The sequence below is a fragment of the Neoalteromonas arenosi genome, assembly GCF_030362855.1.
In the GTDB taxonomy this organism is placed as follows: Bacteria; Pseudomonadota; Gammaproteobacteria; order Enterobacterales; family Alteromonadaceae; genus Alteromonas_E; species Alteromonas_E arenosi.
Genome location: NZ_JAUCBP010000002.1, coordinates 44,101 through 62,869, shown reverse-complemented (window position 1 = coordinate 62,869; position 18,769 = coordinate 44,101). Strand labels below are relative to the sequence as shown.

Annotated in this window: 12 protein-coding genes; 8 read left to right on the top strand and 4 right to left on the bottom strand. The window is 45.5% G+C overall.

Annotated features, from left to right (window positions below):
• Positions 1-55: 55 nt before the first annotated feature.
• Positions 56-1,309 carry a sensor domain-containing diguanylate cyclase gene (locus QTP81_RS02215; protein ID WP_289363435.1) on the bottom strand — a complete coding sequence of 418 codons (1,254 nt, stop codon included), beginning with the start codon at positions 1,307-1,309 and terminating at the stop codon, positions 56-58.
• Positions 1,310-1,869: 560 nt separating this feature from the next.
• Here QTP81_RS02215 and QTP81_RS02210 point away from each other — a divergent pair.
• The 3 genes from QTP81_RS02210 to QTP81_RS02200 all read left to right on the top strand — a co-directional run bounded on the left by QTP81_RS02210 (position 1,870) and on the right by QTP81_RS02200 (position 5,119).
• The gene (locus QTP81_RS02210; RefSeq protein WP_289363434.1) at positions 1,870-2,580 is read left to right on the top strand and encodes a Crp/Fnr family transcriptional regulator; all 711 of its coding nucleotides are present in this window, start codon (positions 1,870-1,872) and stop codon (positions 2,578-2,580) included.
• Positions 2,581-2,856: 276 nt separating this feature from the next.
• Entirely contained in the window at positions 2,857-4,230 is a 1,374-nt protein-coding gene (gene nhaA / locus QTP81_RS02205; RefSeq protein WP_289363433.1) for a Na+/H+ antiporter NhaA, read from the top strand.
• 34 nt (positions 4,231-4,264) lie between these two features.
• Complete coding sequence (locus tag QTP81_RS02200) at positions 4,265-5,119, top strand: transglutaminase family protein (RefSeq protein WP_289363432.1); 855 nt, start codon at positions 4,265-4,267, stop codon at positions 5,117-5,119.
• 148 nt (positions 5,120-5,267) lie between these two features.
• Here QTP81_RS02200 and QTP81_RS02195 read toward each other — a convergent pair whose 3' ends face one another.
• Positions 5,268-5,561: an AraC family transcriptional regulator gene (locus QTP81_RS02195; protein WP_289363431.1), complete on the bottom strand. Its 294-nt coding sequence runs from the start codon at positions 5,559-5,561 to the stop codon at positions 5,268-5,270.
• A 30-nt stretch (positions 5,562-5,591) separates the two neighbouring features.
• On the opposite strand from QTP81_RS02195, the gene QTP81_RS02190 reads away from it, so the two are divergent.
• A complete protein-coding gene (locus QTP81_RS02190) occupies positions 5,592-6,719 on the top strand; it encodes an EAL domain-containing protein (protein ID WP_289363430.1) in 1,128 nt (375 codons plus the stop codon).
• A gap of 77 nt (positions 6,720-6,796) precedes the next feature.
• Here the strand turns inward: QTP81_RS02190 and QTP81_RS02185 are convergent, their stop codons facing one another.
• Positions 6,797-9,346 (bottom strand): TonB-dependent receptor, encoded by a 2,550-nt coding sequence (locus QTP81_RS02185; RefSeq protein ID WP_289363429.1) that lies wholly within the window; start codon positions 9,344-9,346, stop codon positions 6,797-6,799.
• A gap of 54 nt (positions 9,347-9,400) precedes the next feature.
• Positions 9,401-11,911, bottom strand: a complete 2,511-nt coding sequence (locus QTP81_RS02180) for a bifunctional diguanylate cyclase/phosphodiesterase (protein WP_289363428.1) — start codon at positions 11,909-11,911, stop codon at positions 9,401-9,403.
• Positions 11,912-12,138: 227 nt separating this feature from the next.
• On the opposite strand from QTP81_RS02180, the gene QTP81_RS02175 reads away from it, so the two are divergent.
• From QTP81_RS02175 to katG, 4 genes are all read left to right on the top strand, one after another.
• Positions 12,139-13,278, top strand: a complete 1,140-nt coding sequence (locus QTP81_RS02175; RefSeq protein WP_289363427.1) for an acyl-CoA dehydrogenase family protein — start codon at positions 12,139-12,141, stop codon at positions 13,276-13,278.
• Between the two features lie 28 nt (positions 13,279-13,306).
• Positions 13,307-14,242: an alpha/beta fold hydrolase gene (locus tag QTP81_RS02170; RefSeq protein WP_289363426.1), complete on the top strand. Its 936-nt coding sequence runs from the start codon at positions 13,307-13,309 to the stop codon at positions 14,240-14,242.
• A gap of 53 nt (positions 14,243-14,295) precedes the next feature.
• The gene (aspA, locus tag QTP81_RS02160; protein ID WP_434532961.1) at positions 14,296-16,152 is read left to right on the top strand and encodes an aspartate ammonia-lyase; all 1,857 of its coding nucleotides are present in this window, start codon (positions 14,296-14,298) and stop codon (positions 16,150-16,152) included.
• Positions 16,153-16,353: 201 nt separating this feature from the next.
• On the top strand, positions 16,354-18,612 hold the full coding sequence (gene katG / locus QTP81_RS02155) for a catalase/peroxidase HPI (RefSeq protein ID WP_289363425.1): 2,259 nt from the start codon (positions 16,354-16,356) through the stop codon (positions 18,610-18,612).
• The last annotated feature ends 157 nt before the right edge of the window (positions 18,613-18,769 follow it).

Sequence of the window (18,769 nt, the reverse complement as noted above, 5' to 3'; positions counted from 1 at the left end):
TCAGCTCTTTACGGAGTTCAATTCCAGGAGTTTTCTGTCACTGCATAATGACCAATCATAAACCATATCGATGATAATGATAGATTTCAAATGTATTGCGTCCACTGGCTTTCGCGGCATACATAGCCTTGTCGGCATTTACATACATTGCCTGACTACTGTCAGCGTCTAGTGGAAATATACTAATACCGATGCTCAGGCCAATGACACACGATTTGTCGTTTACCATGTGAGGTAACTTAAATGCGTCCAAGATTTTCTTAGCTATCCGTTCACAGTCGCTTAAGTTGACGACCTCAGTGAGTAAAATTACAAACTCGTCACCACCATGTCGACTGACGGTATCGCTTGCGCGAACACATGAAATGAGTCGCTTGGCAACGGATTTGAGCATTTGATCGCCGGCATCATGTCCCATCGCATCGTTAACGGCTTTAAAGTAGTCCAAATCAATAAACATTAGACCAACGTAACAATTATGTCTGACGGCTAACCTAACGGCTAGGTTTGACCTATCATTCATCAATGCCCTATTGGGTAAGGAGGTCAATTCATCATAATTTGCTTGGTGATAAAGCTTCACATACTGCCTGTCAACCATTCGCATTACCAATACTAGACCTTTCAAATCCTCCCTATTATCTCGCAACCAGCCAAACGAACTAATGACAGAAGTATGGTCACTATTTTGCGCAAGCAACTTTGCATTTACACAGTGAGTTTGTGGTGAATCCTCCGTCAGCAATGCTGCCAATGTAAGGTCGGTTCCGTCGGCTGTAATATCCGTATTGAACTCAACTATTGACGTAATGGGTTTATCCATCATCTGACGCTTTTTCAGGCCAATTAATCGCTCCGCTGCGCGGTTTAGATAAGTTATATTTCCCTGTAGGTTACAACTGATCACTGCTTCAGGCATCGCAAAAAGCAGCATTTTTTCTCGTTTAATTACATCATTATTTAATGGCTTATGCAGAAGTTTTGAATCATATTCCAGACAAGCAGCCCAGAGTTTTATTGTGGTCACTGCAAACTCAGCGTATCGCAAAAGACTGACGGGAAAAAACTGCACTAAGGTTAGCGGAAAAGCCGAAGCGATTGTGTAAGTAAGCGGGTCAACAACTTCATTTACTTCAAGTGCGACTATAAATAACTTTACCTGATGAACAGAAATAATGGACAACACATCGACCATTTCTGGCACAACAACCAAATGTACATCAGGTATTATTTGTTTGATTTTATGGCACAGACTATCAGCGCATTGCTGGTTTTTAATCGCGCATAAGATGTCTATGTCTCGCTTCATTTGGTTAAGTCCCCTAGGCAACTGATGGGATAAAAGGCTATTTGCCTTTAGGCAATCCTGACTGAATCTAAATAGATGCGAAATGAGCTTGTCGTTGAGAGAGATAATTTTAATTAATCAATACAAGCTGTTAAAGAACCCGCATCATTGCCAAAGTATTCACTCAAGATAAGGCACTGTCTGTGCGTTAGCGCACAGATAATTCTTACAAATTCACCTAAACTTGTTTGTAGTGCTCAAATAAAGGTATGCGGAAGGATCTATGAACCAAATAAAAAAAAGCGCGGCTATTACCAGACACATTTTATATGTATATCAATGTCAAGATGAGGTGCAAGCTGCAGTAACTAGCCCTCACTGGCCAAAAACATTAGTGCAGCGTAAGCGGTATGCTTCACAGAACAACACAGCCCCTCTCAGTGAGACCAATAATGTCGATAGCCCCCCCGTTAATCTGCGGCAAAATGAATCGTGAAGCGTGTACCTCAGAAAACTCGGGTAATGTGTGCAGTTAAGTGTTGTAATGACTTTAAAGTGAATAGCTAAAAGTGAATTGACCAATGGGATCTGCATCGCACAGTTCATCGGGGAATATATTGCTCAAGGCATTATCTGAAGAGAGTCAATTAAAAATTTTTCCACAACTGAAACGCATCCAGTTACCGTTAGGCAAGGTGTTATTTGAAGCCGGACAACGCGAGTCTAGTGTATTTTTTCCTATTGATAGCATCGTTTCACTAGTATCTGTTATGGAAAATGGTTCATCTGCGGAAATTTCTATAGTAGGAAGAGATGGCTTAGTTGGTATCGCTGTTTTCATGGGAGGTGAAAGTACCCTAAACCGAGCCGTTGTGCAAAGTGCCGGTTTTGCCTATCAGCTACCCGCTGCGTCATTGCTGTATGAATTCAATAACAATCAAAAAACGCGTATGGTTCTATTGCGTTACACCCAAGGTCTTATCGCGCAGATGACACAAACGGCGGTATGTAACCGACATCACTCTATTGACCAGCAACTCTGCCGGTGGCTTCTAATGTCATTAGATCGCGTGTCAACTGATAGTCTGATTATGACACAAGAATTAATTGCCAATATGCTCGGCGTCAGGCGCGAGGGAGTAACTGAAGCTGCAGGGAAGCTGCAAAAGTTAGGTGTCATTTCTTACAGACGTGGTCATATCACTATACTGGACCGACAGAGGTTAGAAACACTTTGCTGTGAATGTTATGCAACCGTTAAGAGAGAAACCGATCGGCTTGAAGAATATTAAATCTCTCTATCTATCCATACGATGGAACGATATTAACATCTTTGTGGCATGAACAATATTTTAATCAGATCTAACCTTTATCGCTGCTTTATGATGAGTCCCAAATGGATAGCGCAACTTTGAAAAAGTAACTAGAAGGCCCATACAGTTCGTGTTGGTAACTGTGGTGAGTGCTTGTAGTCTGCCGCATAGATTCGTCTTTGGTCGGGTTTTCTGGCTATCGACGCCATTTACAAATACCGCGACTAGGTGTGGACATAAAGAGGAGTTAACTGTATGAAAATCAAGTACCTAGTTAGCGCCTTCCTCGCGGAACGAAGAGGACAGCCAGAGCAGCTACCACAAGCGCCCATTGACTGGATAACCCATCCTTTGCACCGGTTTATTAAAATAGAGTCAGCTGCTGGATTTATATTACTTTTTTTTACAATCTTCGCTCTTTGTCTGGCTAATTCCCGATTTAGCGATGACTTTGCAGCTTTGTGGCAAACTCCTCTCGGGTTCAAGATTGGCTCGCTGATTGTAGAACATACCTTACACACCTGGATAAACGATGCTGTAATGACCCTGTTTTTCTTTCTCATCGCACTGGAGCTTAAACGTGAGCTGGTGTTGGGAGAGTTGCGAAACACAAAGATCGCAATGCTTTCAGTCTCTGCTGCAGTGGGTGGAATGATTGTACCGGCATGCATCTATCTTTCGTTTGGGCTAGAGAGCGATGCCGGGCGAGGATGGGGTACGGTTATGGCTACAGACACGGCCTTCGTGATGGGTTGTTTGGCCCTCTTCGGAGAGCGACTACCTAAGAGTTTACGTATATTTATGCTATCACTGGCCATTGTCGATGATCTTGGCGCGATTATTGTTGTTGCACTCGGTTACAGCGAAAAGATAGAGCCTTTGTATATTGTTTGTGCTATCGCTGGCTTTGTTTGTGTAAAGCTAATGTCATTGTCAGGTATTCGACGTTTTTCGTTGTTCTTTATCGCCGGAACTTGTATTTGGGTCCTTGTCGATGCATCAGGCATTCATCCAACTGTTACGGGTGTGGTTCTTGGTTTGATGACACCAACAATTCGGTGGGTAACAGATGAGCGTTTACACAATATCGTTGCTTCTATCTGGACGACTTCTGCGAAAGTCAGGGAAAACCGAAGTTTCAGTCACTCAACATTGTTAAATACTATGGAAGCAGCGGCCCGGGAAGCGCTATCACCCGTTGAACGCCTGGAACATATTCTCCACCCATGGGTTGGGTTCGTTGTAATGCCATTATTCGCGTTCGCCAACGCCGGCATTCCCATAGTATTCAGTGACTTATCGCTTGCGGTAATAAGCGCTGTATTTTTGGGCTTTGTGGTAGGAAAGCCTGTTGGTATTTGTTTTTTCATTTGGTTGGCGTTACGAGCGGGAGTCGCTGAGCGCCCGCCCGATCTTTCCTGGGGTTTGATTGTTGCTGGAAGTATATTGGCAGGTATTGGATTTACGATGGCAATGTTTATTGCCAATCTTGCATATGCCTCGGATAACCTGAGCGCAGCTAAATTGGGAATACTCTTGGCATCTTTGTGTTCCTCTGTACTGGGTGTGGCTCTATTACTCTCTCTATGTAAAAACAGCGAAGCCGGAACGCCATCCGCACTAAAATGAGGGTTCAGCATGGCATATGCAGGATACATCACCCATGAAGCGATTTAAAATCGTCCATCAAACGATTTATGAATACCCCGAAACTGTTCAGTTGCAAACGCATACGCTCAGATTGCGGCCTCGTGAAGGCCACGATCAATTTATTGAGTCATTTGAACTCAAAATAAACCCAGAGGCGTGTTTAAAATGGCATAGAGATGTTGAAAGTAATTCGGTGGCTATCGCAACATTTTCAGAGTCGACCCAACGTTTATTTATTGAAAGTAAGTCAATTGTTCAAAAGTACGATGTAGTACCTCATGACTTTTTAATAGAGAGCTATGCGGTTTCATATCCATTTTCTTATTTGACTGATGATGGCAGGACATTGGCGCCCTATTTACGCCGTGGGGACAGCTCCTGTAACACAGCATTGAAAAACTGGATAAGGGTAATTTGGTGTGAAAATGAACCGATTCAGACCTTTGAATTATTACTTTTGCTTAATCAGCAAATTTATCAGTCTATTGGTTACATAAAACGGGATGAGGAAGGTGTGCAAAGTACAAACGCAACCCTGACGAGCCGCAAAGGGTCGTGCAGAGATCTGGCAAACCTGTTTATCGATGCTGCACGTCATCTTGGTCTCGCCGCGAGATTTGTCAGTGGTTATATTCATGAAAAATCGCGAGACGCAACGCCTGGAACAACGCATGCGTGGGTTGAAATATTCATTCCTGGGGCCGGTTGGAAAGGGTTTGACCCGACTCACGGAGGCTTAGTCGGCGCAGAACATATTGCCGTTGCAGTGAGTAGGCTCCCTGAACTTGTACCGTCAGTAGAAGGCTCCTTCTGGGGGCGCCCAGGTGCTAATCTAAAGGTTCATGTGTGGGTCTCTGAAGTGTGCTAACGAACCCGTATTGCGTTTTTTATCAGAAAACTATTTCTCACAATTAGTAACCGCTGTAAGTGTGTCGTTCACTACCCGCGTGAAGGTTAGCGAGTCTGAAAAAGCCTGTCCTTTGACACCATTATGTAAGACAAGTCGATAAAAGCCTTTATTTACGACCCCAATAAAGCAACGACTGAATATATCTATCCATTAACGACTCCAATAACGATTCATAAATCTCCGGTGGTGAATTCAAAAATGCCTTTGGTGTTTTGCCGGTGAATGCTTTGAAGTCGCGAATAAAGTGTGACTGATCGCAATACTGTGAGTCGAGTGCAGCGCTAATGATTGAGCCTGTTTGTTCGTGACCCTGCTTGTAGAAAAATGCGTGTAGGCGAGTAACTCGATAGTCATGGACTAATTGGGTACAAAAACCAATCAGCTTTTTTTTGCGTATCAATTGTTACTTAAAGTTACGAAGATCTTGATTATGTATTGTGCAGATTGTGAATCTATTGACGACTACTTCTTTGAGGATACCTACTTTTGGGTTTTTGTTCCGACCGTCGAATCATTCGGCAAAATTGCCAGTTTGTGTGGCTCTTTAGGCTTAGAAGCTAAGCAAGAAACGAGTCATTGCATCTCGTGTCACATTAAAAAACCGAAAATATCGCATTTTTTAACTTCAATCATGGGCGCACTCGAGATGGCTGAGCTCGCTGGAGCAAAGGTGACGACAACAGAGCAGCCGCAGCCTCCAAACTTAGAACAAATGGCTAGAATGACAACCTTGGATGTTTTGGTTAATCGATATAAAGCTAAGTGGTTGATCGACAGCGTTGATAAAGAGCGCTACGAAACCTGGTATCAACCGATCGTTTGCGCGCAATCGTCGGCCGAACAGCCAACTATTTTTGCGCATGAGGGGTTATTCCGGATCAGAGATGAGACAGGCTCAATTGTGCCCCCGCAACTCGCATTCCAACTAGCCGAAAGTTCCGATCTATTGTTTTCGTTAGATCTAGTAGCGCGGCGCTCTGCGGTGGAAAACGCAGCGAAATCTAAACTACCAGGCAAGCTTTTTATTAATTTTAATCCCTCTAGTATATATGATCCTGCCTATTGTTTGCGTGCGACGGCTGCCGCCATTCATACCTTAGGTATGAAACCCGAGGATATTGTTTTTGAAGTTACTGAAACGCACAAAGCAAGCGATTTGAATCATCTTAAGGGGATTCTTGCGTTCTATCGTTCAGCGGGGTTTCAAGTAGCACTGGATGACATTGGTTCCGGATGGTCCGGACTAAATTTGTTACAACGACTTCGACCTGACTATGTAAAAATCGACATGGACTTAGTCAGGGATATTCATCGTGATGACTTTAAACAAAACATCGTCAACAGCCTTATACGGATAGCTAAAAACACTGCGATTAAAGTCATTGCTGAAGGTGTAGAAACAGCAGAGGAAGCAGAATGGTTACACAACGCCAATGCTGACTATCTGCAAGGTTATTTATTTGGCAAGCCTCAGCCTGTCAAACAAGATCTTTCAAAAGCAGCAGCAGACAACATAGAACAGTCGTTACAACCTCTAGCGAAAGCGGCACAAAGATGATTGAAATTATGTCTTAACTTACCAACTTAAATTTAAGTCTGAAGCATCAAACAACAAAATTTATGATTGAAGATTGGTCAATCAAAAGTCATTACGAAGGTCACGCCAAATGTTCGGGTCATACCCGGGTAGGCGGCTACCATCTCGTTATTCTTCACAACTGAACTGAAGTAGTATTCATCCGTTAGATTGCGTGCCCACAAAAACACATGCCAGCCGCGATTGAGATCTTCAATTCCGAGTCTTGCATTGGCAATAAAATAGTCGGGTTGAGTAAAACGCTGATCGTATTCATAAGGCTCTGGGGGGATGATCACCTCTACTGGGCTGCCAATAAAATCAGCGACCTGATTTGTCATCGTCGCATTAGAACGAAAATCTGCGCTAAACTCCGAGCTAAATGCGCCATCTACCGACACATACGCGCCAAGTTCAGAATTTATATTCCAGTTGTACCTAAGCAGAGTATTCAGTTGATAATCAGATGTAAAAGGCAGAGGAGAACCAGCTAAATTCAGCGATTGCCCTAGCTGGTTAAACCCGTCGCCACGCGTGACTTCAGAATCGAGAAAACTTGCGGCAGCTTTTACAAATAGATTATCGCTGGGGTACCACTGTAAATCGAACTCTATTCCACGAACTTTAGACTCGTCGATGTTGCCCAATGTAAAAGCCGTGCGAAACACTGGGATCACTTTTTTAGTGAGTAGCTGTTTATCTTTATAATCGTAATAGAATGCACTAACGTTCAATTGTGCTGTGTTGTCAGCGATGCTTGTTTTCAAGCCTATTTCATAGGCATCTAACTGCTCTTGCACAACTGGGTCAAGTTGGTTCGCCACAATTGCCGCCAACGACGGATAACTGCCAGCTTTAAAGCCACGGCTATACGAGGCATACATCATTGAATTTGGGCTGGATTGATAATTTGCCGCAAGTCGCCAAGACAGTGAATTGTCCTTTAGCGTATCTTCAATATTGCCAACCGATTGAGTAGGCTCACCAAAATCAATCACTGTGACACAGCCATTGGTGACGCCTCCTGAGTCATTACCGGAAAAAAAGAACTGATTAAACAAGGCCAAGCCGGCTCCGTCTATGTCTTCAGTACAACCGTCGTACTTTGCCTCATCCTTGGAATAGCGTAAACCCAAAGAATAGCTTAACGTCTCACTAAATGACCAATCTATATTAGCGAACACTGCCTTAGTTGTAGTGTCCTGTACAATCACATTGCGTAATTGGTTAAAGCCAAACCCTGAAGTCGGTAGAATATTGACGTTAGTTGCTAAGCCCCAATCTTGTGTTGTTCGGTAGTCGACTGTGCTATCACTATAGAAGAGCCCTGCGATCCACACGACTTCGTCGGTCACTTTGGTTAATCGCAGTTCCTGCGAAAAAGACTTAATTTCGCCGTGCTGAAATACATAATCGGAGGTGACATACTCACTATCTGGAACAGTGGCATAATCGCCGTGCAGGTGCCCCTCGTAAAAATCGCGATACAAACCGTCAAATACAGTATCGAGGGAGCCTCCAGTCAAATTGCGGATAAACCCCGCTGTAACTCCAGCTGCTCCGCCGCGTTCATACTCTGAACCATTGTCCTCAAATCGATGCATGCCTGTTAGAGCAACCAGCGTTACCTCATCCGAATAGCGGTGTTGCGCATTGACTGTTAGTGAATACATACGATGCGCTAATGCAGGCTCTCTATCTGCAGTCCAATCTGCAGCTCGAATATCATCACTGTTGCCGGGGAAAAACTGTGGATTTACGCGGGCATCCAGAATCGGTCCAAATACGTCAAAAGAGCCATTTATTGCATTACCAGCACGTGCCGCAATGTAGTCGATAGCTTGTGGTGCAAGGGTGTCGGAATCGTCTCGGTGGTAATTCATACTAAATAGCACATCCGTTACATCGCTGGCCTGCCAGTCGAAGCTAACGCGAGCAGCTAAACGGTCCTGCTGACCTAATTCATCATCGCGTGAAACGCTCTGTTGCCAACCCCGTCCTGCATAGATAGTTCGTAGCGCAGCTCTTGCGTTAACAACCGAGTTTATAGGGCCTGTTATAAAGCCTTCCATGCTGACTGTCTCAAAATTGCCGACCGTTGCGACAATACCCGCCTCATAATTGGCTGCCGGTTTTGCCGCAATATAGTTGATTGCCCCAGCCGTTGCATTTTGTCCAAATAATGTGCCTTGGGGTCCCTTCATGATTTCCACACGCGCTAAATCTAAGTTAGCGGCTTGTGTCATAATCGGAAAAGGTAAGCTGATCTCGTCAATATAGATGCCTACGGTGGAGGTCGCCTGGGCACTAGATTCATTGAACCCTACACCGCGCAGAGTATAGACCGGTGGTCCAAACGCGGTGTTACTAAAATTTAACCCCGGCACAACCTTGGCCAAATCGGTCGTGTCTTGAACACCCAACGACTCTAGTTGCTGATTGTCAAAAGTAGAGATTGCCATGGGTATATCAGTGATTGACTGACTGCGTTTTTGCGCGGTAACTTCAACCACTTCGATTTTCGAAATACCATCCTGCGCAATTACCACACAGGGTAGACAACCAAAAGAGATAACTGGCAAAAGCCAAGACGCGTTTGAGTATTTCAAGTGCAGTATTTCATCTGATGCTACATACAATGGTTATAGCAACGAATATTCAACTTAGCCAATAGATTGGATATCGAGCGACAGCGAATAGTACTTAGCCACCAACTCGTCGTAAGGTAGAGGCTTAGATAAATAATAGCCCTGAATTAGGTCACAATGAAAAGCGGCTAATCGATCGTATTGCTCTTGATTTTCAACGCCTTCGGCTACTACCTTCAATTCGCAAAATTCACCTATCGCGATAATAGTTTTCACCATCGATTCACTATGGCTATTGGTTAAGAACTTATCAATGAACGAGCGGTCAATCTTTATTTCATTCATGGGTAAATTACTCAAATAACTCAGCGATGAGTAACCTGTACCAAAGTCGTCAAGTGACAATTTGAAACCGTGATCGCGCAACGCAGTAAGCACCGGTTGAACAACCGACAAATCGCTAATCAGTACATTTTCAGTGATTTCTAACGTTATCATTTGCGGGTCAAATAGAAGCTCATCAGCTGCCGCGGTCACCTCATTGACAAAGTTGGGTTCAAGAAGTTGCTTGGGAGAAATGTTAATCGACAAGCTGATCGGTGAACCAATCGTGCAATTTAATAGGCGTATATCACGCATTGCCTGATAAAATACGAATGCCCCTAAATCGCCAATAGTCCCAGAGTTTTCTGCAACCGATATAAATTCATCCGGCGGTACGTGCCCCAAGGTTGCATTATGCCATCGACACAGCGCCTCAACGCCAACAATTTGCCCTGTTTGAACGTCGATTTGTGGCTGATAGACTAAACTAATTTCGCTACGAGCAATGGCCGTTCGCAATTCGGTTTCTATGGCAAAGTCGCGCTTTACCTGCTCATCAATTTGACTGTTGAAAAATAATGCCGAGCCTTTCTTAACTGCTTTAGATTTATACAGTGCTGTGTCAGCTTTGCTGATCAGTTGTTCAACATTGTCGCCGTCATTCGGAAACATTGCGACACCCATACTGCAATTCGAGTAAATAGATTTACCCGCCACCTCAAAACGCTGTTTGAAGATTGACGCGATATCCCTCACGTTATCTTCGGCCTGTGAAATGTCATCGAGTTCGGGAAAACAAAAAATAAATTCATCGCCACCAAAGCGAGCAACGCTGTCACCACTGGTTATAACTCGCTTAAACAATTGCCCAAGATGCTTCAAAAATTCATCACCTACCGAATGGCCATGGGTGTCGTTAATCTTCTTAAAGTCGTCTAGGTCCACAAAAATAACGGCTAATAGTTTATTATTTGCTTTCGACAATGCGATAGCTTGGGCGATGTGTTCCTCTAGCAGGACACGGTTGGGCAACTCGGTCAACGCATCGTGCAACGCCTGATATTGTGACTCCAACTTAACGCGATTGAGCTCGGAAAAGTCCTTATTAATTCGCGCTTCATATAAGGTAAAACGGGTCGATAATTGTTTAGTCAAAATAAATGAAAGAACGATAAAGAATAAGGTGACAACTACACTCAAACCCAGTAATTCATACAATTGACGCTCATTCTGCACAGAAATCTCTTGTTCCCGAACACTTAATTGGGCATCAATTTCACTTTGATAAAACCCCATTACCAACGCCCATCGCCATTCTGGAATGCCTTGGACGTAACTCGTTTTGGCTTCAGCTTCGCCAGTTGAAGGCATGAAGGAACTGATATATTCGATAAACCCCGCATTCTGTTGGGCTGTACGAACGATCTTTTTGCCGATATTGACTACCGAGTTGTTCGGGTGCTGGTAGAAGTTAGTCCCAGCAAATTCTTGGTCGTAGTGGACAAGTACCTGCCCATCGTAATCCAACAAAATCGCATAACCGTTTTCGCCATAGCGAATACTGGCAATCTCATCCATTAACGTGCGCTTGATGTCATTCTCAACATCAACCACATACTCCCCCGTACCGATGAACCAATCATAAGGAGCGAAATGCTTGCCAAACCCAATCTTCTGAAATTCTTGTTGGGTATTTTCGGGTTTTACAAACCACCAGTTATAAAATGTTTCACCCTGCTCCTTGGCCAATACCCCCATATCGCGAACGATGTAACTTCCGCGAATGTCCTGCAATTCGATCTGTTGCGTCCCTTCCATACTCGGAACAATCGGATGCATTACGCTTTCGCCAGTAGTCTTGTAAATAAAGAAATAACCGCGCCCATTGTTAAATCGAATATCTCTTAACGCGCTCGTAATTAGTTGTGTGACCTCAGCCTCTGATTTGTCTGCATTGGCGCGATAGATATTGGTGGCAATAGTATGCGCCATGTATATCTGTTGCTTGATATCCTCTTTAAGGACGCTTTCCGTGCGACTCTTCTCGTAATTAATTTGCTGAACCAATTGCTCTACCTGAGCTTTGATCATGCCTTTACGCGACTCGGTGAAGTCCTGCCGCAGCGCTTGCAGATCACTCTCGAGTTTAATTTGATTGTTATTGATAACAATAAGGATGGCCATGATGGCGAAGGCGGTAACAAGCAAAGGAGGTATGATTTTGATCAGGCGCAGTAGCTGTATGTCACGAGCAATTTTCATATTCCGATACTTTACCCAGTTGGTCATGCCCTGTTTGCGGACATTTGTCGCTGTTTAATTATAGCTTTTTCACCGAAAGTATGTAACTGATCAATATTTAACCAGCTCATTCCATGAGCTCCTTGCCAATTATCCGTACTAATTTGGATGTATTCAAAAGAACAATAACCCTCTTTTTTCGCAGCGCAGTATGATTACAGTAGGCCGTTTTGTATGAGTAGATTTGCATGAGTGATAACGACGAAATCCAATTGTTCCGCGATATGGTGTTGCGCTTTCTTGAACAAGAAATCATCCCTCATTATGACGATTGGGAAGCCAATCATCACACCCCCAGAGAGGTCTGGAAGACCATGGGGCAAGCGGGTTTATTGTTGGTTGATTTACCTGAGGAGTACGGCACCGCGGGCGCAAATTTTAGCGTAGCGCAAATGATCCAAGAAGAGATGTGTCGCCTAGGTCTGCATGCTCTCGCTACCGGTTACAACATACACGCCAATATTGTCGCGCCTTACATACTAAACATCGGCACCGATGAACAAAAACAATACTGGCTACCGAAAATGGCCAGCGGTGATGTACTTACAGCGCTTGCGATGACTGAGCCTGGAGCAGGCAGTGATGTTGCGGCAATGCGCACAACTGCTGAGCGCGATGGTGATAATTACATCCTCAATGGCTCTAAAACCTTCATCACTAACGGCAATATGGCAGACATGATCATTGTTACCGCCAAAACCGACAGCACCGCGGGAGCGAAAGGCATCTCATTATTCCTTGTCGATACCTCGCTACCGGGGTTTTCGACCGGCAACCCTATCCATAAGATTGGCCAACACAGTAGCGATACCGCGGAGCTGTTTTTTGAAGATATGCGCATCCCTACAGATGCCCTTTTAGGTGCTGAAGGCCAAGGCTTTGTGTATTTGATGCAAGAGCTGCCACGCGAACGACTCGGTTGTGCTATTCAAGCCATCGGTCATGCGCAAGGCGCTCTCGATTTAACCGTAGAATACGTAACTGATCGCAAAGCTTTTGGCCAACGCATCGGGCAGTTCCAAAACACCCGCTTCAAGCTGGCGGAGTGTCAAACCGAATTAGAAATGTGCCGCGCGCTTTTTGAAAAGCACATGGAAAAATTTGCCCGTGATGAAATGACGGTTATAGACGCGGCCATGTTGAAACTTGCTGCCACTGAGATGCAGCTAAAAATGGTCAATGAATGCTTACAACTTTTTGGCGGTTATGGCTACACGGATGAATATCCGATCTCGCGTTTTTACCGTGATGCACGGGTTCAGACTATTTATGCGGGCAGCTCTGAGATCATGAAAGAAGTAATCGCCAGAGGTATTTTAGGTCGCTAGTTAATGGCCTTAGGGTAAAAGGATTTATATGACAGTTCTCATTATTTTAATCGCAACTGTTGTGCTCGCACTGTTGGGCTTTGTGACCTGCACGGCGCTGCGCGATAACGCGATCCGTGCACGCTTTCCTGCTCAAGGACAATTTACTCAGGTGTCTGGCGGTACTATTCATTGGACAGTAAAAGGCGAAGGTCAAGCGGTGGTGCTAGTGCACGGATTAGCCGGTAATTTGCACAATTTTAGTGACTTAGAAGATGCCTTGGCGAAGAAGTATAAGGTGTTCTGTTTAGATCGCCCGGGCAGTGGTCACTCAAAGCGATTCGGTAAAACCGATCCAAGCTTCACAGAACAAGCCAATATGATTGCCCAGTGGATGGCAATGGAGGCGATTGATCGCGCGATATTTGTCGGCCATTCAATGGGCGGCGGCATTTCGCTAAATTTAGCCATTCATGCACCGGAAAGAGTCCAAGGTCTGGCACTCATATGCCCGCTGACCGCGCCACTAGACATCCAATCAACCCAGTTTACGAGCTGGTATTTGCGCAGTAAAGCGCTTCGAATTGCCGTTTCGAAAGGCTTTTCACCATTAATTCAACGCCGTATCGGGCGGCGCCAAGTTAATGCGATTTTTAAGCCGGAGACACCAAGCGCTGACTTTGCGCATCGCTACGGCGGTGCGCTATCCATGCTATCTAGTGCATTTCTAGCAGCAAGCCATGATCTATCCGGTGCTCAACAAAGTTTACTCGAGCAAATTCCGCGCTACCGAGAGATTAAATGTCCAGTCAGTGTTTTGTTTGGCGAAGGCGACCGTATTTTACCGTACCGCCCCCACACTGAAGTCATTGCCGACGCCATTCCTCATGCGCGCATTACCGTTATGCCCGACCGAGGCCATATGCTGCCTGTTACCGCCGTTGATGCTTGTGTTGCCATGATTGACGATTGTACCTTTGCGTAAAAGCCGCTAACGTTAGAGCCTGTTGGGATTAACCGCTTTAGCGAGAAAGGTGCATGGATAAATCTGCTGCTGTCAACTGCCTTCGTCAGGTAGAACTATTTAACGGTATGAATAACGCCGATATCGGGTTATTTGCTGATTTCGCTGAGCCGCTTATGCTCAACGAAGGAGACTTCTTATTTCACGCCGGTCAGCCCACCGATGCTTTATATGTGATTGAGTCAGGTAGCATCCAGTTAATCGATTCAGATGAAAATCGCGAGCATAGCCTGACTATATTTTCTAAGCGCGAATTTATCGGTGAGATGCTATTTGTTACCCCCAGCCACAATCAATCCTATTCGGCGCGAGCTTATACAGAAACGCAAGTTTGGCAACTCGACCGTGGGCTGCTTTTGACATTAGTCAAGTCCCGAGGAGATCTAGCACTGACCATCGCTGCAACGATTTCCCAAATCATTATTCGCCGTATGGATCACGCCAGCCATCGCTATGAGAACGTCGCGAAGCTGTATCAATCCAGTGGGGACCGCACCGAGAAAGATTTACTGGGTGAGAAACAGGTGCCGCATACCGCTTACTATGGTATCCAAACCTTAAGAGCACTTGAGAACTTTGATATCAGCGGTATCACCCTTAACTTCTACCCTGACGTTATTCGCGGATTTGCCAAAGTGAAAAAAGCCGCAGCGCTGGCCAATAACGATCTACAAAATATCCCCGACAACGTTTGCGCGAGTATTTGTCAGGCCTGTGATGAAATTACCATGGGAATGCTTCACAACCACTTTATTGTGGATATGATCCAAGGCGGCGCGGGCACTTCAACCAATATGAATGCTAATGAGGTAATAGCCAATCGCGCCTTGGAGATCATGGGCTATCAGCGCGGCGAGTACGCTTATTGCCATCCCAATAATCACGTGAATTGCTCGCAATCCACTAATGATGCTTATCCAACGGCTATGAAAGTTGCACTGCTCGATGCTAATGATGAACTCATCCAAGTGGTACAGCAGCTTATCGTTGCCTTTGATGATAAAGCACACGCTTTTGCTGATATTTTAAAAATGGGCCGAACCCAACTACAAGACGCTGTGCCAATGACCATGGGCCAGAGCTTCAAGGCCTTCGCTTCGAGTTTGCGCAATGAAGTCGAGCGATTAAAAATCAGTGCATTGTCATTTCACAAAGTTAATATGGGTGGCACGGCAATTGGCACCGGCCTCAACGCCAACGCCAAGTATCGCGAACGTGTCATTCAACATTTGAGCCGCGTAACTGGTCGTGAGATCACTCTGGCAGAGGACTTAATCGAAGCGACACACGATACCGGTGCATTTGTTATGTATTCTTCGGCGCTTAAACAGTTAGCCGTTAAGCTCTCGAAAATCTGTAATGATTTACGCCTGTTATCTTCAGGCCCGCGCGCCGGTTTAAATGAGATCAACCTGCCGCCAATGCAGCCCGGATCGTCAATTATGCCCGGCAAAGTCAATCCAGTGATCCCAGAAGTGGTAAATCAAATCGCTTACAAAGTGATAGGTAACGACCTCACCATCACCCATGCTGCAGAAGCCGGTCAGCTTGAGCTCAACGTGATGGAGCCCGTCATGATTGAGAGTGTGTTTGAATCGCTTGAAATCCTTAAAAACGGGATGCAGTCGCTGGCCGAACGTTGTGTTGAAGGTATAACGGTAAATGAAGAGGTATGTGAGTCTTATGTGAAAAACTCAATCGGCATTGTTACTGCGCTCAATCCATACCTTGGCTATGAAATCTGCACCATGTTGGCCAAAGAGGCTCTGGAGAATAACCGCAGTGTGTATGATTTAGTACTGGAGAAAGAGTTAATGTCTAAGGTCGCCCTCGATGATGCACTAGCACCAGAAAACATGGTGAATTCATAAACCAGGTACCGTCATTTCACTCAATCGAAAAAACCTATCGACGTGATTGAAATAACCGTCTCTACATTTGCTCAACTGTTTCCTATCTTTACAACAACGCTGTTTGTTATCAATTCGTTTGCAGCTTTGTAAATTAAAAACGAACAAGTAAAGCATTGGGATTGAGTTTATCGATTCTTTTTGATCAATGAGGAAACACTAATGACAACATTTAAACGTTTCAAAGCATCCGCGCTTGCCACGGTGGTTGTTTTATCTCTGGGAAATCCTACGCTCGCTGCCGAAATGACCAAGCCTGGTGGTACTGTCGGAACGGGCGCAACTACCGCTGGTCAGCCAAAATCGAACCTATTTTGGTGGCCTGACCAACTCGATCTTTCGCCTCTGCGCGACCATGACGCACGTTCGAATCCGCTCGGTGCAGACTTTGACTATCGCGATGCGTTTAAACAACTCGATATGGACGCCCTAAAAAAGGATATCGATTTTATATTAACCGATTCGCAAGATTGGTGGCCAGCCGACTGGGGCAATTATGGTCCATTCTTTATTCGGATGACTTGGCATGCGGCGGGTACCTACCGAACGCTTGACGGTCGTGGTGGTGCCGGCGGCGGTCAACAGCGCTTTGACCCACAAAACAGTTGGCCAGACAACGGGAATCTCGATAAAGCGCGTCGTTTATTGTGGCCGGTTAAACAAAAGTACGGTGAATTGATTTCATGGGGTGACTTAATCGTTCTGGCGGGGAATGTCGCTCTTGAAAATATGGGATTCCAAACCTATGGCTTTGCTGCGGGCCGTGACGACGACTGGGAGCCCGATATGGTATATTGGGGCCCTGAGGTCGAGATGCTAGCCAGTGATCGCCGTGATTCAGACGGTAAATTGCAGCGTCCATTGGCCGCTGTGCACATGGGATTAATTTATGTCAATCCTGAAGGGCCCGGCGGTGTACCAGACCCAATTGCTTCAGCAGCCAATATTCGTGAATCCTTCGGCCGCATGGCCATGAACGACGAAGAAACACTTGCGCTAGTGGCAGGCGGTCACACCTTCGGTAAGATGCACGGTGCGCACAAACCCAAAGACTGTGTCGGACCTGAGCCAGGTGCAGCCCCGATTGAGGAGCAAGGATTCGGGTGGAAAAACAAATGTGGTAAGGGCCACTCTGAAGATACAGTCACCAGTGGCTTAGAAGGTGCGTGGACACAAGCGCCTACGCAGTGGACAAACCTATATCTGGCGAATTTGCTCAATTTCGAGTGGCAATTGACAACCAGCCCGGCAGGTGCCAAACAGTGGATCCCCACTGACGAATCATTACATGCAGTGGTTCCCGATGCACATATTGAAGGCAAGTTTAATCCGCCGGTAATGACTACTGCTGACCTAGCGTTTCGAGAAGACCCAGCGTATCGCGCGATTGCAGAACGCTTCTTAGCTAATCCAGAAGAGTATCGGTTAGCATTTGCCAAAGCATGGTACAAGCTCACCCACCGAGACATGGGGCCACGAGATAATTACCTAGGTGATGGCTTCCCGCAGGAGGAACTCATTTGGCAAGACCCGATTGGCAAGCCGGACTATAAACTAGTGTCGGCTCGCGATATCAGAAAACTCAAAGAAGAGATTCTCGAGTCTGGTTTGAGTGTTGCTGAATTGGTCGCTACCGCGTGGGCATCTGCTTCGTCTTATCGCGATTCAGATATGCGCGGCGGAGCTAACGGTGCCCGTATTGCGCTGGCGCCACAAAAAGATTGGCCAGTGAATAACCCTGCGCAAGTGGCGAAAGTGTTGGAAGTGCTTAAAGGCATTAAGCAAGACTTTGACGGTTCACGCAAGAAGGTGTCATTAGCCGATTTGATTGTATTGGGCGGCGCAGCAGCGATCGAAAAAGCCGCTGCCGATGCGGGTTTTAAAGTTACAGTGCCGTTCGTTCCCGGTCGTGGTGATGCAACCCAAGCGCAAACTGACGTAGATTCGTTTGAGCTTTTGAAGCCTGAAGCCGATGCGTTTAGAAACTACTACTCAAAGGGATACTACAAGTCACCAACGGAGGCTTTGATCGACAAGGCTGATCAGCTCGCTTTAACCGTACCTGAAATGACAGTACTCATTGGCGGTATGCGCGCATTGGGTACCAATACTGATGGCAGTAACCACGGTGTGTTTACGGATAACCCGGGCACCTTAAACAATGACTTTTTCGTCAACTTGCTAGATATGTCAACTCAGTGGCGTAAAGCTGGCAGTGACGGTTTGTATGAAGGGGTTGATCGCAAAACTGGAGCGGTTAAATACACAGCTACTCCTGTTGATTTAATCTTCGGCTCTAACTCTGAGCTGCGTGCCGTTGCCGAAGTCTATGCGTTTGATAACTCAAAACAGCGCTTTGTTGACGACTTTGTCAGCGCATGGGTTAAAGTGATGCAAGCGGATCGTTTTGATTTGAAATAATTGTGTCAATTATGCTTTTAAAAAAGGTGGGCTAAGCCCACCTTTTTTTTGCTATTGCCATCCCCCTTGTTACGCCTAGCGATGCAGTACTTCGCTGCTTACCGACTTTACCCTACCCGCGCGAAAATGACCCAGCTAAGTAATAACCGGCTAATAA

Coding starts and splice junctions, on each gene's coding strand:
- QTP81_RS02215 (WP_289363435.1), bottom strand. CDS start 1,309: ATGAAGCGAGACATAGACATCTTATGCGCGATTAAAAACCAGCAATGC.
- QTP81_RS02210 (WP_289363434.1), top strand. CDS start 1,870: ATGGGATCTGCATCGCACAGTTCATCGGGGAATATATTGCTCAAGGCA.
- nhaA (WP_289363433.1), top strand. CDS start 2,857: ATGAAAATCAAGTACCTAGTTAGCGCCTTCCTCGCGGAACGAAGAGGA.
- QTP81_RS02200 (WP_289363432.1), top strand. CDS start 4,265: ATGAAGCGATTTAAAATCGTCCATCAAACGATTTATGAATACCCCGAA.
- QTP81_RS02190 (WP_289363430.1), top strand. CDS start 5,592: ATGTATTGTGCAGATTGTGAATCTATTGACGACTACTTCTTTGAGGAT.
- QTP81_RS02180 (WP_289363428.1), bottom strand. CDS start 11,911: ATGAAAATTGCTCGTGACATACAGCTACTGCGCCTGATCAAAATCATA.
- QTP81_RS02175 (WP_289363427.1), top strand. CDS start 12,139: ATGAGTGATAACGACGAAATCCAATTGTTCCGCGATATGGTGTTGCGC.
- QTP81_RS02170 (WP_289363426.1), top strand. CDS start 13,307: ATGACAGTTCTCATTATTTTAATCGCAACTGTTGTGCTCGCACTGTTG.
- aspA (WP_434532961.1), top strand. CDS start 14,296: ATGGATAAATCTGCTGCTGTCAACTGCCTTCGTCAGGTAGAACTATTT.
- katG (WP_289363425.1), top strand. CDS start 16,354: ATGACAACATTTAAACGTTTCAAAGCATCCGCGCTTGCCACGGTGGTT.